The organism is Aestuariirhabdus haliotis (assembly GCF_023509475.1).
GTDB classification, from domain to species: Bacteria; Pseudomonadota; Gammaproteobacteria; order Pseudomonadales; family Aestuariirhabdaceae; genus Aestuariirhabdus; species Aestuariirhabdus haliotis.
Map to the genome: position 1 here is coordinate 110,166 of NZ_JAKSDZ010000006.1, position 24,358 is coordinate 134,523.

Annotated in this window: 19 protein-coding genes and 2 tRNA genes; 4 read left to right on the plus strand and 17 right to left on the minus strand. The window is 50.8% G+C overall.

Annotated elements, in window-relative coordinates; all coding sequences use genetic code 11:
* Positions 1-327 precede the first annotated feature (327 nt).
* Both MIB40_RS06915 and MIB40_RS06920 read left to right on the plus strand, forming a co-directional pair.
* Complete coding sequence (locus MIB40_RS06915) at positions 328-1,560, plus strand: serine/threonine protein kinase (protein ID WP_249692351.1); 1,233 nt, start codon at positions 328-330, stop codon at positions 1,558-1,560.
* A 704-nt stretch (positions 1,561-2,264) separates the two neighbouring features.
* Entirely contained in the window at positions 2,265-2,507 is a 243-nt protein-coding gene (locus tag MIB40_RS06920) for a hypothetical protein (RefSeq protein WP_249692352.1), read from the plus strand.
* 90 nt (positions 2,508-2,597) lie between these two features.
* Here MIB40_RS06920 and MIB40_RS06925 read toward each other — a convergent pair whose 3' ends face one another.
* Entirely contained in the window at positions 2,598-3,767 is a 1,170-nt protein-coding gene (locus MIB40_RS06925; protein WP_249692354.1) for a phosphoglycerate dehydrogenase, read from the minus strand.
* A gap of 102 nt (positions 3,768-3,869) precedes the next feature.
* On the minus strand, positions 3,870-4,988 hold the full coding sequence (locus tag MIB40_RS06930) for a phosphoserine transaminase (RefSeq protein WP_249692355.1): 1,119 nt from the start codon (positions 4,986-4,988) through the stop codon (positions 3,870-3,872).
* Positions 4,989-5,230: 242 nt separating this feature from the next.
* Between MIB40_RS06930 and MIB40_RS06935 the strand changes: the two genes are divergently transcribed.
* Positions 5,231-6,541: a spinster family MFS transporter gene (locus MIB40_RS06935; RefSeq protein ID WP_249692357.1), complete on the plus strand. Its 1,311-nt coding sequence runs from the start codon at positions 5,231-5,233 to the stop codon at positions 6,539-6,541.
* A gap of 85 nt (positions 6,542-6,626) precedes the next feature.
* Here MIB40_RS06935 and MIB40_RS06940 read toward each other — a convergent pair whose 3' ends face one another.
* The 11 genes from MIB40_RS06940 to MIB40_RS06990 all read right to left on the minus strand — a co-directional run bounded on the left by MIB40_RS06940 (position 6,627) and on the right by MIB40_RS06990 (position 17,474).
* The gene (locus MIB40_RS06940; RefSeq protein WP_249692358.1) at positions 6,627-8,861 is read right to left on the minus strand and encodes a TonB-dependent receptor; all 2,235 of its coding nucleotides are present in this window, start codon (positions 8,859-8,861) and stop codon (positions 6,627-6,629) included.
* 751 nt (positions 8,862-9,612) lie between these two features.
* A tRNA-Pro gene (locus MIB40_RS06945) sits at positions 9,613-9,689 on the minus strand.
* Positions 9,690-9,782: 93 nt separating this feature from the next.
* Positions 9,783-10,139 (minus strand): MerR family transcriptional regulator, encoded by a 357-nt coding sequence (locus MIB40_RS06950; protein WP_249692360.1) that lies wholly within the window; start codon positions 10,137-10,139, stop codon positions 9,783-9,785.
* Entirely contained in the window at positions 10,120-10,422 is a 303-nt protein-coding gene (gene ihfA / locus MIB40_RS06955; protein ID WP_249692362.1) for an integration host factor subunit alpha, read from the minus strand. The genes MIB40_RS06950 and ihfA overlap by 20 nt, the downstream gene beginning before the upstream one ends.
* Positions 10,423-10,425: 3 nt before the next feature.
* Positions 10,426-12,801 (minus strand): phenylalanine--tRNA ligase subunit beta, encoded by a 2,376-nt coding sequence (pheT, locus tag MIB40_RS06960; RefSeq protein ID WP_249692364.1) that lies wholly within the window; start codon positions 12,799-12,801, stop codon positions 10,426-10,428.
* An 86-nt stretch (positions 12,802-12,887) separates the two neighbouring features.
* Positions 12,888-13,886: a phenylalanine--tRNA ligase subunit alpha gene (gene pheS, locus MIB40_RS06965; protein WP_249692366.1), complete on the minus strand. Its 999-nt coding sequence runs from the start codon at positions 13,884-13,886 to the stop codon at positions 12,888-12,890.
* Between the two features lie 199 nt (positions 13,887-14,085).
* Positions 14,086-14,442: a 50S ribosomal protein L20 gene (gene rplT / locus MIB40_RS06970; RefSeq protein ID WP_249692368.1), complete on the minus strand. Its 357-nt coding sequence runs from the start codon at positions 14,440-14,442 to the stop codon at positions 14,086-14,088.
* Positions 14,443-14,490: 48 nt separating this feature from the next.
* Entirely contained in the window at positions 14,491-14,685 is a 195-nt protein-coding gene (rpmI, locus tag MIB40_RS06975) for a 50S ribosomal protein L35 (RefSeq protein WP_249692370.1), read from the minus strand.
* A gap of 120 nt (positions 14,686-14,805) precedes the next feature.
* On the minus strand, positions 14,806-15,354 hold the full coding sequence (gene infC / locus MIB40_RS06980; RefSeq protein WP_249692371.1) for a translation initiation factor IF-3: 549 nt from the start codon (positions 15,352-15,354) through the stop codon (positions 14,806-14,808).
* A gap of 20 nt (positions 15,355-15,374) precedes the next feature.
* Entirely contained in the window at positions 15,375-17,303 is a 1,929-nt protein-coding gene (thrS, locus tag MIB40_RS06985) for a threonine--tRNA ligase (RefSeq protein ID WP_249692374.1), read from the minus strand.
* A gap of 94 nt (positions 17,304-17,397) precedes the next feature.
* A tRNA-Val gene (locus MIB40_RS06990) sits at positions 17,398-17,474 on the minus strand.
* Positions 17,475-17,675: 201 nt separating this feature from the next.
* On the opposite strand from MIB40_RS06990, the gene MIB40_RS06995 reads away from it, so the two are divergent.
* A complete protein-coding gene (locus MIB40_RS06995; RefSeq protein ID WP_249692376.1) occupies positions 17,676-18,398 on the plus strand; it encodes a DUF3581 family protein in 723 nt (240 codons plus the stop codon).
* A 93-nt stretch (positions 18,399-18,491) separates the two neighbouring features.
* Here the strand turns inward: MIB40_RS06995 and MIB40_RS07000 are convergent, their stop codons facing one another.
* The 4 genes from MIB40_RS07000 to uvrB form a co-directional block, all read right to left on the minus strand.
* Positions 18,492-19,508, minus strand: coding sequence for an NAD-dependent epimerase (locus MIB40_RS07000; protein ID WP_249692378.1), 1,017 nt, complete (start codon positions 19,506-19,508; stop codon positions 18,492-18,494).
* On the minus strand, positions 19,505-20,857 hold the full coding sequence (locus tag MIB40_RS07005; protein ID WP_249692380.1) for a UDP-glucose dehydrogenase family protein: 1,353 nt from the start codon (positions 20,855-20,857) through the stop codon (positions 19,505-19,507). Before MIB40_RS07005 ends, MIB40_RS07000 begins: the two co-directional genes overlap by 4 nt.
* Positions 20,858-20,905: 48 nt before the next feature.
* On the minus strand, positions 20,906-22,186 hold the full coding sequence (gene tviB, locus MIB40_RS07010) for a Vi polysaccharide biosynthesis UDP-N-acetylglucosamine C-6 dehydrogenase TviB (RefSeq protein ID WP_249692382.1): 1,281 nt from the start codon (positions 22,184-22,186) through the stop codon (positions 20,906-20,908).
* Between the two features lie 122 nt (positions 22,187-22,308).
* A complete protein-coding gene (uvrB, locus tag MIB40_RS07015; RefSeq protein ID WP_249692390.1) occupies positions 22,309-24,318 on the minus strand; it encodes an excinuclease ABC subunit UvrB in 2,010 nt (669 codons plus the stop codon).
* Between the last annotated feature and the right edge of the window lie 40 nt (positions 24,319-24,358).

Genomic DNA, 24,358 nt, shown 5'->3' on the forward strand with positions numbered 1-24,358 from the left:
TATTTCTAGCTCTTTTCTGCCAACTACTTGCAGTTTTATGCTTTAAAAAACATAGCTATAGGTAGTTACCGAAACAGGGAAAGACCTCAGATTTTATCGCGGCAGAAAACAGATATTTTTGGTCAGAAAATCGCTATTTATTTTCCACAATAAATCTAAGATGGCTCCACTGATGGAAAACACAGAGACAGAATTTAGCTTTACCTTTCTAAGTAACACCATCTGTAACATCGCATCGATTAAGAAACGTTTTTTAGAAAATCGATAAGAACATTTCAAAATATCATGCTGTAGTTTTTTTTAATTGCTATATATTGGAGTTTAGTTATGAGCGTATCGAATGACCTTTATCCCAATGCTAGCCACCCACTGAAGCGTAAGGAATCTGGCGTTCCTGTTGTACGAAAAGGGCTTCACGTTGAATCCTACAACGACTTCGATCCTTTGAAGCACGTTATCGTCGGTATTGCCGATAACCAGCACATTCCTGAAGCGTGCCCTGCGTCCAACGAAAAAATTCCGGCTGACTCCCCAATGCGTGGCGGTAAAGCAGGTCGTCGCACCCAGGAAAGTATCGATCGTGCGAATGAATGCCTGAACGGATTTGCCGATACGCTCGAAAAGCGCGGAATTATTGTTGACCGCCCCGGAGCCGTTGACTGGCACGAGCGTATTACCACTCCAGACTTCACCATTAGTTCCGGTTTTGGTGTTATGCCGCCTCGCGACTGCCTGCTCACTATGGGCAAGAGCATTCTGATGGCGCCCATGAGCTTCCGTAGCCGTTACTTCGAGTATCTGGCCTACGTTGATCTGTGCCGTGAATATTTCGAGTCCGATCCAGACTGCCTGATCGAACAGGCACCTCGCCCACGCCTGGGGGATGAAAGTTTCCGCATGGACTATGTGGCCGCTTATGAGCATCTGACCGACGAAGAAACCATGGCGCGTTCACTGCGCAAAGAGTACAGCACCAAAGAAACCGATATTCTGTTTGATGCCGCCGACGTTATGCGTCTGGGCAAGGATATCTTTGTCCAGCACGGTTTAACCACCAACCTGGCTGGCATTCGCTGGATCAAGCGCCGCTATGAGCCGATGGGCTACCGCGTTCATACCCTGAGCTTTGAAGACAACCATCCGATCCATATCGATGCTACCTTCTGCCCATTGCGCCCAGGCTTAATGCTGCTGAACCCACACCGTCCATTGTTCAAGGGTCAGCGTGACATCTTTGAGAAGAACGGATGGGAAATCGTCGAAGCGGTTGAACCGGCCTGGGACAACCCTCCTCCACTGTGCTACTCCAGCACCTGGTTGTCCATGAACACCCTGATTCTGGATCACAACACCGTCTGCGTTGAGAAATCAGAAACCGGGCAACAAGAGCAGTTCGATAAGTTAGGCTTTGACGTAGTACCGATCGACTTGCGTGATGCCTATGCGTTTGGCGGTGGTCTGCACTGTGCAACAGCAGACGTATGGCGTGAAGGTACCTGTGAGAACTACTTTGACAAGCAGTTCAAAGGTGCTCATAACGTCGATCACTGGGAGTATTAATCCTATATCGGAGCAACGGTAACACGGCGGGTTTCTTTCGAACCCTACTCATCGAATAGAGACCCGTCACCACCCACTGCATTCAATGTAACAACGAATGCAGTGGCAAACACTAAAGACGGAGGAACTTAGTTCTGCAATTGCTTGTCAGTATAGTTGGCGGCCACCTTTAGGGACGATTAATCTTTCTTACTCATGCGAAAGCTTAGGGTGGCCCCTTTTTTCCTACCGTTCTGGCTACTGACAGCTTATATCTTTATCCCTTCTTGTTACCTCCTTCTCATCAGCACTTTATTCGCATCTGTAACGAAAATTATCTCATTTTCTACGCCATACCCTTCAACACCAGGCAGTACAATTAGCAGGTCTTGCGAAATTCTGCCGTCGTTTATGCGATAAAATTACTAAGAATAAACTTGCCCCAAAAAAATAGCACTAAAGTACCAATAAGTATTTGTATAAATTCAATTGGTATTTCCTGCAATAACGTCAAAATTCTTTGCTATGCAAGCCTGATCCCAGCGGAAAACTGCAGCCCAATAGGTAGTACTCCCTGTCGAAAACGAGCCTTTACGTATAGTGAGAAACCCTCTATTAACGTTTAATAAACCCATCAAACGAAACACTGATTTCAGCGATACTTGAAGTGAAAAACAGCGTTTCGATCACTGATTAAATAATGATTCCTAATGGAGGGAATAATCATGATAGGTGCCGTTTTTGCTGTAACTTTTGCTGGTATGGTTGGTGTTAACGCTATGGATACAAACGAGTCAGGTTACTCTGATGAGTGTCGCCAAGTTGCCATTGAGATGCGTAACGAGTACTACAACAATCCGGGCAACTATTACTATGGCCACGCTTCTGACGATGATGGCTGGGGTATGAGAGAGATTGCCCGCGACGCGGAAGCGGCCAAGCGCGCCTGTCATGCAGAAGGCCGGTGAGTCAATCCCCTTTCGACTCCTGAAAAAAGAGCTGCCTCGGCAGCTCTTTTTTATTACCAGATTGTAATTAGAATTTAAAAATCTTCCCAATCAAACGACTCTAATCTTGATAACATGTTCAATACCGGTCAGGCCCTGCAACAACTCTTTTGTGACCTCACCTTCGACATCTACAATATTGTACGCTAATGCATCGCGGCTTTTGTTGAGCATATCGAGCACATTGACTTTATGATCTGCCAACATTGACAGCACATCACCCAGCACACCGGAAACATTATGATTTGAGAATGTTATACGCCGGCCGCCCACTCGATCCATGCTGATATTGGGAAAGTTTACCGAATTGCGAATATTGCCATGTTCGAGGTAATCGATCAGTTGATCGGCCGCCATCAGCGCGCAATTTTCCTCCGCCTCCTGAGTACTTGCTCCTATATGGGGTAACAGCAGTACGCCCTCTTTGCCCAATAAATCAGGCGTAGGGAAATCAGCGACATACGCCGACAGTTTCCCAGCCGCCAGAGCAGGCAGTATCGCGCCAGGGTCAACAATCTCCTCCCGGGCAAAGTTGAGCAATTTCAAACCCGGTTTGGCACTACTCAGGCTATCCGGATTGATCAGATGATGCGTAGCCTCGAGGGAAGGCACATGCAAGGTGACGTAATCGCTGCACGCTAGCAACGAATGCAGGTTATCCATTTTGCCGACTTTGCTCGACAGCCGCCATGCGGCCTCAATCGAAATGGCCGGATCGTAACCTACCACCTTCATACCCAGCGTCAGAGCCATGTTGGCCACCATCGAGCCTATGGCACCCAAGCCAACAACCCCCAGGGTTTTACCGGCAATCTCGGTCCCGGCAAAACGCTTTTTTTGCCCTTCCAGATAGGTCGACATCTGTTCGGCCGATTGCCCCGCATCCAGCCCCTGGACAAAAGCGAGCCCTTCGGAAACCCCGCGTGAGCTAAGCAGGAGGCCAGTCAGCACAAGCTCTTTGACCGCATTGGCATTGGCTCCTGGCGTGTTAAACACCACTACCCCCTGGCGTGAACAGTGCTCGACAGGAACATTGTTAACACCGGCACCGGCGCGCGCGATCGCCTGCAATGAGTCCGGTAGCTCATCGCCATGGAGGTTCTGGCTTCGAAGAAGGTAGGCGTCAGGATGGGTAATTTCACTGGCGACTTCGTAATGAGCCCGGGAAAAGCGCTCCAGGCCACAGGTGGAGATCTGATTGTAGGTTCGAATTTTATACATCAGTACCGTCCTTATTATTGTTATATGATCGCCCCGGGGTACTGGCCGCAGGGCGATTTCTGGAGCCGTTAACCACTCCTCGGTCCTTGGATACTGTTCAGGTTACAGTGACGCCACCTCGGCATAGGCCCAATCCAACCAGGGCAACAGCGCCTCCAGATCACTGGCTTCGACCGTACTGCCACACCAGATACGCAAACCGGCCGGTGCATCACGATATGAGCCGATGTCATAGGCAACCGCTTCCTGCTCTAACAATTTACCCATCTGTTTGATCTGCTCAGGTGCAAGATCCAGTGTGAAGCAAACACTGGTATTGGAACGGATCTCAGGCTGCTGGGCCAGAAAGTCGATCCAGGGTCGATCGGCTACAAAGGCCTCCAACACAGCAAGGTTATTACGAGATTTCTCGATCGCTTTGTGGACCCCGCCCATACCATCGATCCAGCCCAAAGCATCCAGATAGTCGGCAACACAGAGCATGGACGGAGTATTGATGGTTTCACCCCGAAAAATACCCTCGATCAGCTTACCACCCTTGGTCATACGGAAAACCTTTGGCATGGGCCAACTCGGAGTGTAGTTTTCCAGCCGTTCAACCGCGCGGGGACTAAGTATCAACATACCATGCCCACCTTCGCCGCCCAGCACCTTTTGCCAGCTAAAGGTGATTACATCGAGTTTTTCCCAGGGCATCTCCATGGCAAAAACCGATGAAGTAGCATCGCACAACGTCAGCCCCGCTCGATCGTCATCTATCCAGTCGGCTTGATCGACCTTGACCCCGGACGTGGTTCCATTCCAGGTAAACACCACATCGTGAGCCTGATTGGCCTGGCTAAAATCGGGTAACCGCCCGTACTCGGCCTCATAAGCATTAACGCTATCTAACTGAAGCTGCTTAACAATGTCGGTCAGCCAGCCTTTGCCGAAGGATTCCCAGGCAAATACATCAACCGGTCGCGGTCCCAACAACGACCACATAGCCATCTCCATAGCCCCCGTATCCGACCCCGGTACAACCCCAACTCGATAACCCTCTGGCAACCCCAGTAGACGGGCGGTCTCCTCACAAGCTCTCTTTAACGCTTGCTTGCCCACGGAGGAACGGTGGGAACGGCCCAGCGTCTGAAGATCCAGCGCCTCCAGCTGATACCCAGGGCGTTTACTACAGGGTCCGGATGAGAAGTTCGGGTTGGCCGGTTTTATCTCTGGCTTCATGGAGGCTCCTTAGGGGTACAAAAGGCTTCTACTATTATTGAACGGTAGGTCACCGCTGGGTCAGCCAACATTATAGGGGAAGCCGGATCCTGCTGGCGAGCACAGACCGATCGCTAGACCACCGGCAACAGAAGTCGAGCCGCAAATACCTGCCCATTACCCAGACTGATAATTGTTTACCGCAGTAGCCTGGCACGCTAGCGTCGAAAGATTAAAAAACAACAATAAAAGCTGAGCCCACTATGTCGCAGATTCCCCAGATCCCCGTCAGCAAAGGCTATCGCCGCTATGTATTAATCTTGCTGACATTCGTCTACGCGCTGAACTTCATCGACCGTCAAATCCTGGTCATTCTGCAAGAATCGATCAAAACCGATATGGACCTGTCAGACTCACAACTGGGTTTACTGACCGGATTTGCCTTCGCAATTTTCTACGTCAGCGTCGGAATCCCTATCGCTCGCTGGGCCGATATTGGCAATCGGCGTAACATTGTTGCCCTGGCCGTCGCTGTCTGGAGTGGCATGACCGCCCTGTCCGGTCTGACCCAAAACTATGCGCAACTATTGCTCGCCCGTATCGGAGTCGGTGTCGGGGAAGCCGGTGGCAGTCCTCCTGCGCATTCCATAATCTCCGACTATTACCCACCGGAAGAGCGCGGCAGGGCCCTTTCCTTCTATTCCACCGGAGTTTATCTGGGCATATTACTGGGCTTTCTGGTGGGCGGTTGGGTCAATCAGGAATATGGCTGGCGAATGGCCTTCTTTGTCGTGGGCTTACCCGGAATCGCGATCGCCTTGCTGGTCCGATTCACCATTCAGGAGCCCCTTCGCGGTCAGGCCGATGGGCTTGAACAGCAGCAACCATCGACGTTTAAGGAAACTCTGGCGACTCTGTGGCGGTTACGCTCATTCCGGTTCTTTTCCATAGCCGCTGGGTTGACGGCTTTCACCAGCTACGGCGTGGGCAATTTCCTGCCCTCTTTTCTTATACGCTCTCACGAGTTCACCCCCATGCAGGTTGGCGTTAGCCTGTCGCTCATCGTTGGCATCGGTGGCGCTATCGGCACCTATTTGGGGGGGTACCTGGCCGATAAGCTGGGGACCCATGATAAACGCTGGTATCTGTGGATCTCCGCCATCATGTGCTTGTTGGGTGTACCCCTGAGTTTGATTGCCTGCTTTGCCGATAATATTGTTGTGGTGCTGGCCATGTTCTTCTTTTCCACCCTGTTTGGCGCCTGCTATCTGGGCCCGACCATCGCCATCACCCACGGGCTGGTCAGCCCAGGAATGCGTGCTATGGCCTCAGCCCTGTTGTTCTTTATATTGAACCTGGTGGGACTGGGACTGGGGCCTCTGTTCGTTGGTGTGGTAAGTGATGCCTTATCACCAACATTGGGCAGTGAGTCGTTGCGCTACGCCATTGCCATTACGGCCTGTGTCGGGGTTCTTGCCAGTATCTGCTTTACCATTTCGGCGCAGCGGCTGTTAGCGGACTCAAGTAAAGGTCGGCTACCCGAGGACAACCAACCATCACTGAAACCCGCTTAATCAATAGGGTGTTGATAGAGCCATATCCAGGACAACGCCGCAGAAGCCTGCGGCGTTTGTTTATGCTCCTGCGGTCAGATCGCCATCAGTAGTCAATTCTGTAGCTGGCACCCAACATACGCCCTTTGGCCTGAACTCCCGAGAGCTGACCATAGGTGTGTTCGGCCCATTGGCTGTAAACCGTTTGGTAATCCCGATTGGTCAGATTGGTGATGCTAACCCCGAGTTCCCCCAGCGGTAACTTCCAGCGCGTTAACAGGTCGAGCGTGGTATAGCCATCGATATCCCCGTCATCAACAATGGCACCACTCGAAGTGGAATCTTCTGCCTTGTTGTAATCAAACACGCTGGTTGCCTGCAGACGGATGCTGGATCCGCTATCCAGATCATAGGCAAGGTAACTAACGACTTTGGCAGGGGCCACCTCTAACGCATCAAGATGCAACCACTTACCGCTTTGCTCATCTTTGGTTTTTCCCCGCGTGTAGGCGCCACTGATGCCCGCCGCCCAATAGCGATCCAGAAAATAATCCAGAGAACCTTCCAGTCCATATATTTTTTTCTTCTGATCTTTTTGAGAAACACTGTAGTCTGCGTTAAAGGTGGTCGTCTTATCAGATTCATTATAGAAAGCCGTTAATGAAGCGGTGAGCGGCTCCCAATCTCCACGCCAGCCAAGCTCATAACTATCGACCTTCATAGCCTCAAGGTCCATATCACTGATTACCGTGCCTGGAACGCCTAACATGCCGGCCAACATACTGGTTGGTGCCACTGCATTTCGCAAAAGACGAGCCAGATCGGGAATCTCGAAACCTTCTGAGTAGTTGGCAAAGATCTGCTGGCTATCATTCAAGCTGTAAACCAACCCGGCATTGAACAGAGTCTCGTTGTAATTGTGAGTATCCCCCTGAATAGCCACCCGCAAACCATCGGGCACCAAAAGGTGTTCATAGGTAGGCATAAAATCATCCACCTCCTGCTCGATATCTTCGTAACGCATACCGGCACGGAACAACAGCGCCTCGGTTAGCTGAAATTTAAAATCGGCAAAGCCACCGAATGTTTTGGTGTCTACGTCAGGGCCGTAGCCGTAGGCATCGATTTCCACATAGTCCAACCCACCGCTGGTTAAAAATTGGCTGGCATCATAACCCACCGCATTTTGTTCACCCTTATCCTTCTGGTAATCCGCACCATATACGACGCTAACGACATCATTGACGTCAGCGCTCAGCACAAGTTTACCACCGTAAACATCCGCCTCACTGGTAGATTGATTGACGAAATTTTGCGGGCCGAAGCTGAATGCAAAAGGAAAAAAACGGTACTCACGCTCGCGCTTATAGGCCAGCGCCGAGAGTTGCTGACCGAGGAAGGCATTATCCGTGTATTGCAGCGAGAAGGCTTCTCGCTCGGTCTTGGGCTGATCGTGCAGGTTGAGCCCTTTAATCGATTTAACCTCCACCGGCGTCCCCGTTAATGCAGGGGCACCGGGACCACCATAATTAGGTGCATAATCACTGTCTTGTTCGTTTTTGACATAGTCATAGCTGAATTGAAGGCGTTTATCAGAATCCAATTGCCAAGCCAACTTTGCCAGCGTCGAATAACGATCGGAATCATGGGTACTGGTTTGCGCAGGCTCGGGGGCAATACGATCCCCATCGGCATCATAAAAGCCATTGGTCTCCTCGTACTCCAGGCCGATAAATCCGTCAAAATCTCCCTCTTTAAACGCTATAGTCTGGCCAATGGTATAGGCAAAACTGTCACTATCAAGCTCTTGTGTGGAGAAAGCGGTACCCACCTGAGTCGAAAAGTTCACCCCCTCATCCTCACCAGCGCTGCGGGTGATAATATTGATAACGCCTCCAGTTCCACCCACACCATAGATTGCACTAGCGCCGGTAACCACCTCAACACGCTCCACCATCAAGGGAGAAACCGAGTTTAAAAAACGAGACACGTTACGGTTATCGGATTGCGGGACACCATCAATCAGATACAGAGGCTTACGACCACGAATGGTCTGAGTGCCTCCCGTTGCAGTTTGGGTTTCTACGCCAAAATTAGGGATTAAACGACCTAATGCCGTAGATAAATTGTCACCCGATTGCAGTTGACGCATCAAATCATCGCGCTCGATCACCTGCATCTTACCGGCGATAGAGCCAATAGATTCTTCGCTCCGCGTCGCTGTTATCACCACCGTATCGAGCCGAGTTACCGAATTCTGATCAAGCTCCCCCGCAACAGCCAGCTGCCCCCCTAACGCCAGGGGAATCATACCCCCTACCCATATTTTACTGCGTTTCATCACTGTCTCTCTTGATTTAAATGTTGAATAAACATCAAGCTATTGCCCGCTTCTTCGAGCGGTTAAATGCTCCTGATCGAACGAAACTCTCATGCACATGCCATCAATACTGAGCTCTCGTCACATCAGCGACTGAACCGAGAAACAATTACAGAAAAAAGGAAAACAGCCATAGAATGCCTGCTTATCATCCCAAGTGGCTTTAGATGGGATTCAGGACACAATCGGCTGCCTGACGAACAGGCTACAGATTTGATTCAACATCATGTTGACATGAGCAAATTACGCTTTTGTTCCTGGTCTTCCTCTAAGGCAATCGCATAAATAACAAATTGGCATATCAATCAAATTTTGCTGAACTTTATGCGAATAGTTATCATTAATCAATAATAACAATAATTATTCTTATTATCGTTTGACCTGAAAGCCCTCCTCCATACGCAAGGGATTGAGATAGACAGGCGGAGAGCAGGCTGCGCCAGATGGGCACTGAAAACAGAGTATTTGTGAAATAGGCAAAGAGGGTTGAGGGGGGATGGTGCGCAGAGCAAGTACAGGACCTATTTGCGCATACCGAGGTGGGGATGACAGCCCATTACCTGAACGGTCATAAGGTTAGATGGAATGATGTGGAAGGCTCAACTTTCAGCCTCTCAGTACATCGAAATAGTAAATAATTTTCCGACTATTTTTCGAATGGAATACAGGCAAAAAAAACAGCACCCTAAGATGCTGTTTTTCTTAAATAATATGGTCGGAACGAGAGGATTCGAACCTCCGACCCCCACAACCCCATTGTGGTGCGCTACCAGGCTGCGCTACGTTCCGATTGCTTCGCAGAAAGCCTAGGCCGGACTGCAAGACGGAGCGAATCATACCGTAATCGAGGGTTTCAGCAAACTGTTTTTAAGACTTTTTAGCTTACTTCTTAAGGACTTCCAGCACTTCTTCAAGTTCGGCAACCATCTGCCTGACGATCTGACGGTACTGGGTGTTGTCATCTTTTACTTCATCCCCAGACAAGCGATTTCTGGCGCCGCCGATGGTGAACCCCTGATCGTAGAGCAGGCTACGAATCTGGCGAATCATCAATACATCCTGGCGCTGATAATAGCGACGATTGCCACGCCGCTTGACCGGCTTTAACTGAGCAAACTCCTGCTCCCAGTACCGAAGCACGTGGGGTTTTACCGCACAGAGATCACTAACCTCACCAATGGTGAAATAGCGCTTCCCCGGAATCGGGGGCAGTTCGTCGTTATTGCTTGGTTCCAGCATAGGCTTCCACTCTGGCTTTCAGCTTTTGTCCAGGCCTGAAGGTCACCACACGGCGTGCCGTAATGGGAATCTCCTCACCGGTCTTTGGGTTACGACCTGGGCGCTGACTCTTGTCCCTAAGGTCAAAGTTGCCAAAACCTGACAACTTCACCTGCTCATTGCTCTCGAGGGCATCTCTGATCTCCTCAAAGAACATCTCCACCATTTCCTTGGCTTCACGCTTATTCAGGCCAAGCTCTTCAAAAAGACGCTCGGCCATCTCGGCCTTTGTCAAAGCCCCCATATGCTACATCCTTAGAGTGGCGTTAAACCTCTCTTCCAGTGCACTTACCACCTTAGTGAAAATCTCATTCACCTCATCATCAGTAAGAGTGCGCGATGGATGCTGCAAGGTCAAGCCTAAAGCAAGACTTTTTCTATGTGGATCAATACCTTTGCCCTGATAAACGTCAAACAACCTGAGGTTTATCAACCAGTCACCGGCGGTTTCCCGAACCACGGATTTCAAGTCAGCGGCATTGACTTCCTGGTCAACAATCACGGCTAGATCGCGCCGCACCTCAGGGTACTTCGACAGCTCACTGAATTGTGCGACACGGCCTTCAGGCCTGCTCACCTCAAAAAGGTACACGGGGGATTCTATACCCAACGAGGCCTGAATTGAGGGATGCAGCGCACCTATTTGACCTATTTCTGTGCCCGATTTGAGGACCGCAGCACATTGGCCAGGGTGTAGGTAGGGAATACCCGAAACAGACTGGAAGCTGAAATCACTGGCATTACCGCCCAGATGCACAATAAATTCAAGGTCACCTTTCAGGTCAAAGAAGTCCACCGGGCTGCTATCTCCGGTCCATCCCTCTGGCTGGCGGCTACCATAAATCAGCCCTGCGAGCCTAAATTCCTGCACCATCTCGCCCTCAGCCTGAGGAACAAATGTGAGACCTGACTCGAACAATCGAACCCGGCTGCGCTGCCGATTCAAATTGTATTGCAGGGTTTTGACCAATCCTGGAATCAAACTGGTGCGCATAACCGACATCTCGGCAGAAATCGGATTCGCTAACTTGACCGGTTCCAGGTCCGGTTGAAACAGCGACTGCAATTTAGGATCAATAAAGCTGTAATTGATCGCCTCACGATACCCCTGGGCTACTAATGTGCGGCGGATGGTGGACAGAGCCACTTTCGATTCAGCCTGCGGCTTCATGGCCAGACTCATACGGGGCAACGAGGATGGCAGGCGATTATAGCCATAGGTTCGACCCAGCTCTTCGATAAGATCCACTTCAAGCTCAATATCAAAGCGATAGCTGGGCACCCTAACCTGCCAGACACCCGTTTCGGTTTCCTCCAACTTCAGACCCAGGCGCGTCAACAGCTCCTCGATCTCCGAATGGGGAATTTCAATACCCAGCAGATCGGTGACTTTCTTTGCCCGCAGAGTGATCACCGGTTCAACCGGTAGATGCGCTGCACTGGACGTCTCAACCACAGGTCCAGGCTCTCCACCACAGGTTTCGAGAATCAATGCCGTTGCACGCTCAATAGCCTTTACCTGAAGCTGATGATCGACGCCACGCTCAAAACGGTGGGAAGAATCGGTGTGCAAACCAAAACCACGAGCCTTACCGGCAATGGTAATCGGATTAAAAAATGCACTTTCCAGGAAGATATCGCAGGTTTGAGCGCTTACACCCGAGGCCTCCCCTCCCATAATTCCGGCCAATGCCAGAGGGCGCTGCTGATCGGCAATTAACAGCAAATCAGGAGTAAGAGTCACTTCCTGACCATCCAGCAAAGTGAGCTTCTCTCCCTGCTGAGCTCGACGCACACTGATGGAACCACTCAATTGTGCCAGATCGAACCCGTGCATGGGCTGACCCAATTCCAGCATCACGTAATTGGTCACATCGACAATCGGATCGATACTACGAACTCCACTGCGGCGCAGACGCTCGACCATCCACAGCGGCGAAGATGCGCCTACGTTAACATTACGAAGCACTCGCCCTACGTAACGCGGGCAATCTTCAGGGGCATCTAATGTGACTGGAAATTGATCATCGATCGTGGCCGGAACAGCGTTAACACTGACTTCATCGACCGACTCACGATAATTCACGCCAACTTCACGGGCAATACCGGCAATCGAAAGGCAATCCGCCCGGTTAGGCGTCAAGTCCACATCGATAATACGGTCATCAAGGCTGAGGAAGGTACGCAGGTCAACACCAACGTGCGCATCCAGCTGCAACTCCATCAAACCATCGTGATCGTCAGAAATACCCAGCTCATCTTCGGCACAGAGCATGCCAAAAGACTCAACACCGCGCAGCTTGGCTTTCTTGATCTTGAAATTACCCGGCAGCACCGCCCCGACTCGAGCAAAGGGTACCTTAATACCAGCACGCGCATTGGGCGCGCCACAAACCACCTGGAACTCCTCGCTTCCATCAGTGACCCGGCAGACGCGTAATTTATCGGCATCCGGATGCTGTTCCGCCGAAAGGATCTCACCTACGACAACACCACTGAATTCACTAGCCACCGGCTCTATGCCGTCTACCTCAAGGCCTGCCATGGTAATTTGCTGGGCTAACTCTTCGGTTGTGGCTTTTGGATCAACCCATTGACGCAGCCATTGTTCACTAAATTTCATTCGCTTTCCTGATTCGCTGACCGAGGGGCGAAACCCCTTGAATTCGATATATTGGTTCTAGCTGTAGTTTCTTCTGTGCTATGGACTCAGTGGAACTGTTCAAGGAAACGCAAGTCGTTCTCGAAGAACATCCGCAGGTCATTCACGCCATAACGCAGCATAGCAAGGCGCTCCACCCCCATACCAAAGGCATAGCCGGTGTATTGCTCAGGATCGATACCTGAGGCGGCGAACACTTTCGGATGCACCATGCCGCAGCCCATCACCTCCAGCCACTTGATATTGCCGTCGGCGTCACGCCCCCACTCAATATCCACTTCGGCAGAAGGTTCGGTGAATGGGAAATAGGAAGGACGGAAACGCACTTCCAGGTCGCGCTCAAAAAAGACCCGAAGAAATTCTTCGACGGTGCTCTTGAGATCAGCAAAACTGACTTTGCGATCCACCAACAAACCCTCGACCTGATGAAACATGGGGGTATGGGTGACATCGGAATCGCACCGATACACCTTCCCCGGGCATACGATACGAATAGGTGGCTGCTGCTGCTCCATGACGCGTACCTGAACCGGCGACGTGTGAGTACGCAATAAGGTATGGGCATCAAAATAAAAAGTATCGTGCATAGCACGCGCCGGGTGGTGTCCCGGAATATTCAGCGCTTCGAAGTTATGGTAATCGTCTTCTATTTCCGGCCCTTCCGCGACCTCAAAGCCTATATTGGCGAAGAAGGCTTCGATTCGCTCCATGGTACGAGTGACCGGATGCAACCCTCCCAACTCCTGCCCTCGACCTGGCAAAGTCACATCAATGGTCTCGGCAGCCAGACGTTGCTCCAGCTGTTCACGTTCCATACCATCCTTACGAGATGTAATGGCATCCTGAACTTGCTGTTTGGCTTCGTTGATCCGCGCCCCTGCGGCGGGACGTTCGTCGGCGGACAACTTGCCCAACCCTTTGAGCAACGAGGTCAATTCACCCTTTTTACCCAGATATTGCACTCGAACCTGATCCAGTGCTGCGGCATCGGCTGCGTCTTCCACGGCTTTCAAGCCTTCAGCAACCAACGATTCCAGTTTTTCCATTATTGAACTCCGAACGCCATGCGGGGCTATAGCCCCTGCAGAAAATAGCCCCGTATGTTAACGGTTAAGCGCCTAAAAAAACAGCGAGTTACGCAGCAAACCGCAGCACTCATCACTGTTTCGTCAAATTCTACTGACTTCAAATTCCAGGCAATAAAAAAGGAGGCCGGAGCCTCCTTTTTTATTGCCTGCTAACTAATCAGGCTAGCGCTTCTTTCGCTTTGTTCACGATAGCAGCAAAAGCTTCTTTCTCGTGGACAGCGATATCGGCCAGGACCTTGCGGTCGATCTCGATAGAGGCTTTCTTCAAACCAGCAATAAAGCGGCTATAAGACAGTCCGTTCAAACGGGAAGCCGCATTGATACGGGCAATCCACAAGGCACGGAACTGGCGCTTACGTTGACGACGGTCACGGTAAGCATACTGTCCAGCCTTGGTAACGGCCTGCTTGGCTACACGAAATACACGACTGCGGGCACCGTAGTAACCCTTAGCCTGCTTCAGAATTTTCTTGTGACGGCGACGAGCCACCACACCACGTTTTACGCGAGGCATAAGTTATCTCCTAATAAACCTTTATCTACCAATAAGAACCGAGTACGCCTAGCGCACACGCAACATACGATCAACGGAAGCAACGTCGGCAGGGGCCATGCCCTTGGTGCCGCGCAGCTGGCGCTTACGCTTGGTGGTCATTTTGGTAAGAATATGGCTTTTAAAAGCACACTTACGCTTGTAGCCGGTAGCAGTCTTCTTAAAGCGTTTGGCTGCTCCGCTTTTGGTTTTCATCTTTGGCATTCGAAAATACTCCGCATTCCTCGGCTTAACCTTTGTTAAAGCCGGTCAGTTAAAATGAAAGCAATCAAACAACACGCCCCGACTGAGCCCGAAGGCCCAATCGGGGCGTGTTACGGACGATCACTTATTCTTTTTCGGGCCCAATACCATGATCAGTTGACGGCCTTCCATTTTTGGACGCTGTTCAACGGTGCCGTACTCTTCCAGGTCTTTCTCAACCCGGTTAAGCAGCTCCATTCCCAGCTCCTGGTGAGCCATCTCCCGACCGCGGTAACGCAAGGAAACCTTGGCCTTGTTGCCCTCTTCAAGGAAACGTATCAGGTTGCGCAGTTTTACCCGATAATCCCCTTCTTCGGTCCCCGGGCGAAACTTGATCTCTTTCACCTGGGTTTGCTTCTGCTTTTTCTTAGCAGCCGCTTTCTGTTTCTTAAGCTCGAACAGATGCTTTCCGTAGTCCATCACTTTACAAACCGGAGGCTCCGAGTTTGCATTGATCTCTACCAGATCCAGTTCAGCTTCACGAGCAATGCCCAGGGCTTGCTGGGTAGGTACGACGCCGACTTGTTCACCATTTTGGTCGATAAGGCGAACTTCGCTGGCCTTGATATTTTCGTTTATCGGGGGCAGCTGGACGCGTCGATCCCTTCTATTATCTCGCTTAATTGTCACTTCTCCTGTTCGGATTGTCGTCAGGCATCCGCTTGGGTTCTACCCAGTTTAGCTACTTCTGTATTCAATAGCTTAACCAAATCGTCCAAAACCATGGTTCCCAGATCCTCACCAGAACGGGTTCGCACGGCTACGGTGCCGTTTTCCATCTCCTTATCACCCACAACAAGCTGATAAGGCACTTTCTGAATTGTGTGCTCGCGGATTTTAAAGCCGATCTTCTCGTTTCTCAAGTCCGCATCGGCCCTGAAACCTGCTTCTTTCAAGGTTTTTGCAACATTTTGGGCGTATTCAGCCTGATTATCCGTAATATTGAGAATTACAGCCTGAGTTGGCGCCAACCAAACGGGCATTGCCCCGGCGTAGTTTTCCACCAAAATACCGATAAAACGCTCAAAAGATCCCAAAATAGCCCGGTGCAACATTACCGGGGTTTGGCGAGACCCGTCCTCGGCCACAAACTGGGCATCCAGGCGACCCGGCATGGAGAAGTCGACCTGAATGGTGCCGCACTGCCATACACGGCCAATACAATCTTTGAGCGAGAACTCAATCTTGGGGCCGTAGAAAGCACCCTCTCCGGGCAGCAGATCCCACTCCAGTCCAGTCGCATTCAGCGCAGCCTCCAGAGCCGCCTCAGATTGATCCCAGACCTCATCAGAGCCCACTCGCTGCTCAGGACGCGTGGAAAGCTTAAGGATAATATCGTCGAAGCCAAAGTCTTTATACACCTCATAAAGCAACTCGATAAAGGTCGCCACCTCTTCCTGTATGGCTTCTTCGCTGCAGAAGATATGAGCATCATCCTGAGTGAAATTGCGCACCCGCATCAAGCCATGCAAAGTCCCTGAAGGCTCATTTCGATGACAGGAGCCAAATTCCGCCAGACGCAACGGCAGATCACGATAGCTGCGCAAACCCTGATTAAACACCTGAATATGGCAGGGACAGTTCATGGGCTTTACCGCATAATCGCGATTTTCAGAATTCGTGGTAAACATCATCTCCTGAAACTTATCCCAGTGACCTGAGCGCTCCCACAGGGTGCGATCGACCACCTGCGGAGTCTTGATCTCCTGGTAGCCATTTTCAACCTGCACTTTTCGCATATATTGCTCGACCACCTGATAGATAGTCCAACCATTGGGGTGCCAAAAAACCATACCCGGCGCTTCTTCCTGGGTATGAAACAGATCGAGCCGCTTGCCGAGCTTACGGTGATCTCGCTTCTCAGCCTCTTCAATCCGTTGCAAATAAGCATTCAGAGCTTTTTTATCACCCCAGGCGGTGCCATAAACTCGCTGCAACATTTTGTTTTTGGAGTCACCACGCCAATAAGCTCCGGCCAGCTTGGTCAACTTTAGTGCTTTCAAAAAGCGAGTATTGGGCACATGAGGACCACGACACATATCGACATATTCTTCATGATAGTAGAGCCCGACCTGCTCGACCTCTTCACCCAAGCCATCGATGATCTCAACCTTGTAGAGCTCACCGCGCTCTTCAAAGATTCGGCGCGCTTCGGCAACCGGAGTCCATTTCTTGATGACGTCGTAACCCTTGGCGATCAGGTCTTTCATGCGCTTTTCCAGCGCAGCCAGGTCTTCTAGAGTTAGCGCTTCCGGTGTATCGATATCGTAATAAAATCCCTCTTCGATCACCGGACCGATGGCCATTTTGGCCTCTGGCTGCAGCTGCTTGATAGCATGGCCAATCAGGTGCGCGCAGGAATGACGGATAATCTCCAGTCCCTCTTCGTCTTTTGCCGTTATTATCTGCAGCTGAGCATCATTGCTGATCAATTCGCAAGCGTCTTGCAACTCACCATCGACGCGCCCGGCAATTGTCGCCTTGGCGAGGCCAGGGCCGATATCTTCGGCCACTTGCAGGATAGTAACGGGGTTATCGAACTGACGAACACTGCCATCGGGAAGAGTAATTGAAGGCATGGTATAGATCCTTAGGGTTCAGTGGTGACCCCTACGAAAGGCCACATGTTATAAACGACGAAAAAAAGCCGGCTAATAGCCGGCTTGTTAAATTTGGTAGGCGCGATTGGAGTCGAACCAACGACCTCCACCATGTCAAGGTGGCGCTCTAACCAACTGAGCTACGCGCCTATAGGCCCAAAGCATTCTACTGTCTTTCTCTCGACTGTCAATGCCCTGCCTGGATGCAATTTTGCCACATCAGTTTTTTAAACGGTTCTCATTGCTACGATTCACAACCCCTCGTTCACATTTCATTCACAAAACGTAGCATTCGGCGTAAATAGGCCGTGCTAGTATGGCGACCTCTGAAGAATCCCAACAAAAGCCATCATGCTTACAATGGACGCCATGCTAAACCAGTTTCTCAACAGGCCTGACAACAAGCTCTGCTTCACACGTCAACAATCAAGTGATTTCGCCAAACATATCGCCAATGACTTTAATGTCCTGCACGACGTTGATGCCAAGCGATTTTGCGTTCCCGGCGACCTGCTATTTGCCATGGTTCTCAACAAGAAAGGACTGAGCAAAAAAATGCAGTTTACCTTTTCAGGGATGGTTAACGATGGTGTTGTCCTAGAGATCCGCGAGCTTGATAATGGCCATCTCAGCATCTGCGATGAAAACCTTAAAGAGTATCTGGATGTCGAGCGGAGCGGCGATGTCAGCCGGGATGATGACATGATCGAACACCTGGTTCGCAGCTATGTTTCGTTCTCAGGCATGAATTTTCCCCACCTGTTAGTACCCCTTATGGCCGAGAAAGGCGTTATGTTTAATCCGGCGCGCCCACTGGTTATTTACGAGAGTATGGCGCTCGAACTTGGCACTCTCGACTTGTCATCGCCCAAGGTAGAGTTCACCGGCGCCAACCTGGAAGTTTCAGGCAAGCGGGGAAATGTCACTATGAACTTTAGTTTTAGTGAAGATGGTCAAACGGTAGGCCTAGGTGAAAAGCGTATGATTTTGAGCAACCTGAGAGACTACGAACAACCGGTGATGGATGAGATGATCAATGAGTATAACCATCGGAAAGAACGCTTCGCCGCCTGATCCGTATATCTGATACCACAATCCGCACAAACAAAAAGCGCCCGGATCAATCTGGGCGCTTTCCCTTGACATTGGTTCGTTAGAACATCCCAGTTAAACCGAGTAAAAACCCCGATACCAATACACAAACCGTTCTATACCCTCCTCAACCGTCGTATTCGGCCGATAATGAACTGCCGCTTCTAGCGCCTCTACGTCCGCCGCTGTTTCCGGTACATCGCCAGGCTGCATTGGCTTCAGATTAATCCGAGCCTTACGACCGACAACCTTCTCAATGGTATGGATATAGGTCATTAACTCCACTGGCTTACCATTACCGATGTTAAACACCCGCCAGGGTGCAAAAGAGCTGGCAGGGTCGGGATTCACCCCTCGCCAATTCGGATCACAGTCAGCAACGTTATCGAGCGCCCTGACAACCCCTTCGACGATATCATCGATATAGGTAAAATCACGACGGTGATGACCATGATTAAACACATCAATCGGCTCACCCGCGAGGATGTTGCGGGTAAACAAAAATAAAGCCATATCCGGACGCCCCCAGGGGCCGTACACCGTAAAAAAACGCAGCCCGGTTGTTGGTAGCTGATATAGGGACGAATAGGTATGCGCCATCAGTTCATTGGATTTTTTGGTCGCCGCGTACAGAGACAAAGGGTGGTCGACATTATCATGCTCACTGAACGGCAAGGTTTCATTGGCGCCATAAACGGAACTCGAGGAGGCGTAGACCAGATGCTCAATATTATGGTGTCGGCAACCTTCAAGAAGATTCATAAAACCAACGATATTCGAACTGATATAAGCATCCGGATTTTCAATCGAATAGCGAACCCCGGCCTGAGCAGCGAGATTAACCACTCGCTCAAAGGCACCTTCGCTAAAGAGTGTCTCTACGGCCGATTTATCAGCAATATCAAGTTTCAAAAAGCGAAAGCGATCACTGCTGGCTCCCTGCTCAAGTTCTCGTAGGCGAGCCTGCTTCAGGTTCACATCATAATAATCATTGAGATTATCAACACCGATCACTCGGTCTCCCCGGGCCAGAAGGTATTTACAGAGATGAAAACCTATAAATCCTGCAGCGCCGGTTACCAAGACATTCATGAGTTCACCTCTGTCGATACCGGCCAGTTTGCTTGCCCTATCCCTATGTAATCCAGACCGTACTCACGCAAGGTGGCCGGGTCATAGAGATTACGGCCATCAAAGATGGCAGGAATCGACAAAGTCTCTCGAATCAGATCAAAATCTGGCGCCCTGAATTCGCTCCACTCGGTACAAATGGCCAACACATCGGCTCCTCGCAGGGCTTCCTCAGCGCTGTTACACAACGTTAACTGTTCAGAATCCCCATAGATGCGACGCGCTTCTTCCATGGCTTGCGGATCATAAGCTTTAACCTGCGCACCAACAGCCCACAGCGCCTCCATCAGTGTACGACTAGGTGCCTCGCGCATATCATCGGTTTTCGGTTTGAACGCCAATCCCCAGAGCGCAATCGTTTTGTCGTGCAAGGCACCAGAGAAGTATTGCTCCAGACGCTGGTAGAGCCTGTGCTTTTGCCGCTGATTGATCCCTTCAACGGCTGACAACAATTCGGCTTCATACCCAACCTCTCGTGCCGTACGCTCCAGAGCTTGTACGTCCTTTGGAAAACAGGAGCCGCCATAACCACAACCGGGATAAATAAAGTGGTAACCAATACGAGGGTCAGAACCAATACCTCGCCGCACCTGCTCAATATCTGCCCCCAGGCGCTCCGCCAGATTAGCCATCTCGTTCATAAAACTGATTTTCGTCGCCAGCATCGCATTGGCAGCGTATTTGGTCAGCTCAGCGGACCGAAGATCCATAAAAACCATTCGGTCGCTACTACGGTTAAAGGGAGCATAGAGCTCCCGCATCAAGGCCCGGCTACGATCATTGTCGCTACCAACGACAATGCGATCAGGTTTCATAAAATCTTCGATGGCAGCCCCCTCTTTCAGAAACTCGGGGTTGGATACCACATCGAAAGACAGCTCAAGGGATCGTTCAGCCAGTTGATCCTGCACCGTTGCCCTGACTTTGTCAGCGGTACCGACAGGCACTGTAGATTTGTCGATGATCAGACGAGGCTCGGACATATAGCGACCAATATTCCTCGCGACGGCTAACAGATATTGCAGATCCGCTGAACCGTCCTCATCCGGGGGCGTACCCACCGCAATAAACTGTATTTCAGCGTACTCGACACCCTTGCGGACATCGGTCGTAAACTGCAATCGCCCCAGATCAAAGTTTCGCTGCACCAGGGCTTCGAGACCCGGCTCGAAGATAGGGATCTCACCTCGTAGCAGGCAGTTGATTTTCTCTTCATCAACATCCACACAGAGTACATGGTGACCAACCTCGGCCAAACAGGCCCCCGTTACCAAACCTACATATCCAGTTCCAAATATTGTCAGCTGCATTGTTTCTTCTATTCCCTGGCTAGCAATTGTTCAATTACAACCCACGTACTACAAGCGCAGATCGGCCCATCCTTTTGGCAATACCGACTTCACATCGAACAATACCGATACATCATTACGCAGCTCACCCAATTGCTGCCGGGTCATGCGCACAAACTGATCATGCCCGACAGCGAGAACGATGCCATCGTAGCGCTGCTCTGGACAATCGGCCATTACATCAACGCCGTATTCACGCTGCGCTTCGTCACAATCGATCCAGGGGTCATGTATATCAACGGTAATGCCCCAACCCTGAAGTTCCTCGACAATGTCGATGACACGGGTGTTACGAAGGTCGGGGCAGTTTTCCTTGAAGGTTAACCCCAGCACCAGAACCCGGCTTTGTGCGACATCGATTTTTTGAGCAATCATCGCTTTTATCAGATTTTCGGCGACATAGGGGCCCATACCATCATTGATTCGTCGCCCCGCCATAATCACCTCCGGACGATAGCCAATTTCCTGCGCTTTGTAGGTCAAGTAATAGGGGTCTACGCCAATACAGTGCCCCCCAACCAGACCCGGGCGAAACGGCAGGAAGTTCCATTTGGTACCGGCGGCCTCCAGAACCTCCAGGGTATCGATCCCCAGTTTCTCGAAAATTAATGACAGTTCGTTGACCAGCGCAATATTCAGGTCCCGCTGAGTGTTTTCGATCACCTTGGCAGCCTCGGCCACACGCAGACTACTGGCCTTATGGGTTCCGGCAACAATAATGCTGGCGTAAAGAGCATCGACAAAATCCGCCACTTCCGCAGTAGAGCCCGAAGTAACCTTGAGAATATTAACCAGCCGATGTTCCTTGTCGCCGGGGTTGATTCTTTCCGGACTGTAACCGGCAAAAAAATCGCGGTTATAAACCAGATCAGAGCCTTGCTCGATAATGGGTATGCAATGCTCTTCGGTGGCTCCCGGGTAAACGGTTGATTCGTAGATCACCACATCCCCCCTGGAGACCACTTGGGCAAGACTTTCGCTTGCCTTGGTCAGGGGGGTGAGGTCTGGATTATGAAATCGGTCTATGGGGGTGGGGACAGTGACGATATAAACATTACACTCACGTAACGCAGCAAGCTCACAGCTGTAGGTCAGCTGCCTGGCCTGAGCCAGTTCGTCAGCATCAACTTCAAGTGTGCGGTCGGTACCCGAGCAAAGCTCATCCACTCTACCCCGATCTATATCAAAACCAACCGTTGGATAATGCTTACCAAATTCCGCCGCCAGGGGTAGACCCACATAACCCAGACCCAAAACCCCTATACGTACCTCTTCAAGTTCCCTGAACACCGCTTTCTCCTGTTTAGCCATCCATAGATTAAGCCATATACCCCGCACCAAGTTGCCAAAAAATTGGCGAGCATTCCCTGACAGCTTCCAAACGTGGATGATTCAGGAACAGCCTCGCTCAGTTACCGCTCAAGCAGCTGGACCCTTAATCGACCGATACCATCACGAACCGAGGCCGCCTCTTCGAACTCGAGATTCTTGGCATGCTGATACATTTTCTCTTCGAGTTCCGCAATTTTAGTGGTCAACTCGGCAACTGTCATGGCAGAGCTTTCATATTCCGCATTTTTTTCTGCAACTTTGCGTTTGGACCGACCTTTACTGCCGGGGGCGACTGCGCCCTCAAGAATATCAGCGATGTCTTTGTGCACCCCTTTAGGGACAATACCATTTAGATGATTAAACTCGAGTTGCTTACTACGGCGCCGCTCGGTTTCCGCCATAGCTCGCTCCATGGAACCCGTAATGCGATCCGCATAGAGTATAGCCTTACCATTTAAATTACGGGCGGCACGACCAATGGTCTGAATCAATGAACGCTCGGAACGAAGGAAACCTTCCTTATCCGCATCCAATATAGCAACCAGAGACACCTCAGGCATATCGAGACCTTCTCGCAACAGGTTGATCCCTACCAATACATCAAAGGCCCCGAGCCTGAGATCACGAATGATCTCAACCCGTTCAACCGTATCAATATCGGAGTGCAAATAACGTACACGCACATCATGATCCGACAGGTAATCAGTCAGGTCTTCCGCCATGCGTTTGGTCAGTACCGTCACCAATACCCGTTCACCCTTCGCAACTCGCTGGTTGATCTGAGACATCAGATCATCAACCTGTGTAGAGGCCGGGCGCACCTCAAGTTCGGGATCGACCAACCCGGTCGGTCGAACCACCTGCTCGACGACACGCCCCTGATGTTCTTCTTCGTAATTGCCAGGCGTAGCAGAGACGAAAATGGTCTGGGGCTTCTTCTGCTCCCACTCTTCAAATCGCATTGGACGATTATCCAGTGCCGAGGGCAAACGAAAGCCAAACTCAACCAGAGTTTCCTTGCGTGATCGATCCCCTTTATACATGGCGCCGATTTGCGACACCGTAACATGGGATTCATCAATCACTAACAGGGCATTATCGGGAATATAGTCAAACAGGGTTGGTGGTGCCTGACCCGCCCCGCGCCCAGAAAGGTACCGAGAGTAGTTTTCAATACCCGAGCAGTATCCCAGCTCCATAATCATCTCAAGATCGAACCTTGTGCGTTGCTCCAGTCGTTGCAACTCCACCAGTTTGTTATTGTCCCGCAGCTGTTGCAGCCGCTCATCCAGCTCTACCTTAATGTGTTCCACCGCATCGAGCAGGGTTTCTCGAGGCGTCACATAGTGCGACTTGGGATACACCGTCACTCGGGGAACACGGCGCAACACCTCCCCGGTCAGGGGGTCAAAGTAACTGAGGTTCTCCACCTCCTCATCGAACAGTTCGATGCGTACGGCTTCCATATCCGATTCGGCCGGAAACACGTCAATCACATCACCCCGAACCCGGTAGGTACCACGATGCAACTCTACGTCGTTACGTGTGTATTGCAGCTCGGCCAATCGTCGCAGAATGGCTCGCTGATCGATGCGCTCACCCCGGTCCAGATGCATCATCATTTTCAAATAGGATTCAGGATCACCCAAACCATAGATTGCCGAGACCGACGCCACAATGATGGCATCCGGCCGCTCCATCAATGCCTTGGTTGCAGACAATCGCATCTGCTCGATGTGATCGTTTACCGATGCATCTTTCTCAATGTAAGTATCGGAGGTCGGCACATAGGCTTCTGGCTGGTAATAGTCGTAGTAGGAGACAAAGTATTCCACCGCGTTATTGGGGAAAAACTCCTTGAACTCGCCGTACAGCTGAGCAGCCAGGGTTTTGTTCGGCGCCATAACCACGGTGGGTCGCTGTACGTTGGCTATCACATTAGCAATGGTAAAGGTCTTGCCCGAGCCGGTAACACCTAGCAGCGTTTGGCAGGCCAATCCGGCGTCTATACCTTCCACCAGCTCTTTGATGGCTGTTGGCTGGTCACCTGCGGGTTCAAAACGGGATGTGACCTTAAATTCTCGGTCCATTCGATTTCCTGCGCTAAAAGGCTATATAGTAGAGTAAGCA

Bases quoted from the DNA above. Each gene is read 5' to 3' on its own strand.
- MIB40_RS06915 (WP_249692351.1), top strand. From the start codon at position 328: ATGAGCGTATCGAATGACCTTTATCCCAATGCTAGCCACCCACTGAAG.
- MIB40_RS06920 (WP_249692352.1), top strand. From the start codon at position 2,265: ATGATAGGTGCCGTTTTTGCTGTAACTTTTGCTGGTATGGTTGGTGTT.
- MIB40_RS06925 (WP_249692354.1), bottom strand. From the start codon at position 3,767: ATGTATAAAATTCGAACCTACAATCAGATCTCCACCTGTGGCCTGGAG.
- MIB40_RS06930 (WP_249692355.1), bottom strand. From the start codon at position 4,988: ATGAAGCCAGAGATAAAACCGGCCAACCCGAACTTCTCATCCGGACCC.
- MIB40_RS06935 (WP_249692357.1), top strand. From the start codon at position 5,231: ATGTCGCAGATTCCCCAGATCCCCGTCAGCAAAGGCTATCGCCGCTAT.
- MIB40_RS06940 (WP_249692358.1), bottom strand. From the start codon at position 8,861: ATGAAACGCAGTAAAATATGGGTAGGGGGTATGATTCCCCTGGCGTTA.
- MIB40_RS06950 (WP_249692360.1), bottom strand. From the start codon at position 10,139: ATGCTGGAACCAAGCAATAACGACGAACTGCCCCCGATTCCGGGGAAG.
- ihfA (WP_249692362.1), bottom strand. From the start codon at position 10,422: ATGGGGGCTTTGACAAAGGCCGAGATGGCCGAGCGTCTTTTTGAAGAG.
- pheT (WP_249692364.1), bottom strand. From the start codon at position 12,801: ATGAAATTTAGTGAACAATGGCTGCGTCAATGGGTTGATCCAAAAGCC.
- pheS (WP_249692366.1), bottom strand. From the start codon at position 13,886: ATGGAAAAACTGGAATCGTTGGTTGCTGAAGGCTTGAAAGCCGTGGAA.
- rplT (WP_249692368.1), bottom strand. From the start codon at position 14,442: ATGCCTCGCGTAAAACGTGGTGTGGTGGCTCGTCGCCGTCACAAGAAA.
- rpmI (WP_249692370.1), bottom strand. From the start codon at position 14,685: ATGCCAAAGATGAAAACCAAAAGCGGAGCAGCCAAACGCTTTAAGAAG.
- thrS (WP_249692374.1), bottom strand. From the start codon at position 17,303: ATGCCTTCAATTACTCTTCCCGATGGCAGTGTTCGTCAGTTCGATAAC.
- MIB40_RS06995 (WP_249692376.1), top strand. From the start codon at position 17,676: ATGCTTACAATGGACGCCATGCTAAACCAGTTTCTCAACAGGCCTGAC.
- MIB40_RS07000 (WP_249692378.1), bottom strand. From the start codon at position 19,508: ATGAATGTCTTGGTAACCGGCGCTGCAGGATTTATAGGTTTTCATCTC.
- MIB40_RS07005 (WP_249692380.1), bottom strand. From the start codon at position 20,857: ATGCAGCTGACAATATTTGGAACTGGATATGTAGGTTTGGTAACGGGG.
- uvrB (WP_249692390.1), bottom strand. From the start codon at position 24,318: ATGGACCGAGAATTTAAGGTCACATCCCGTTTTGAACCCGCAGGTGAC.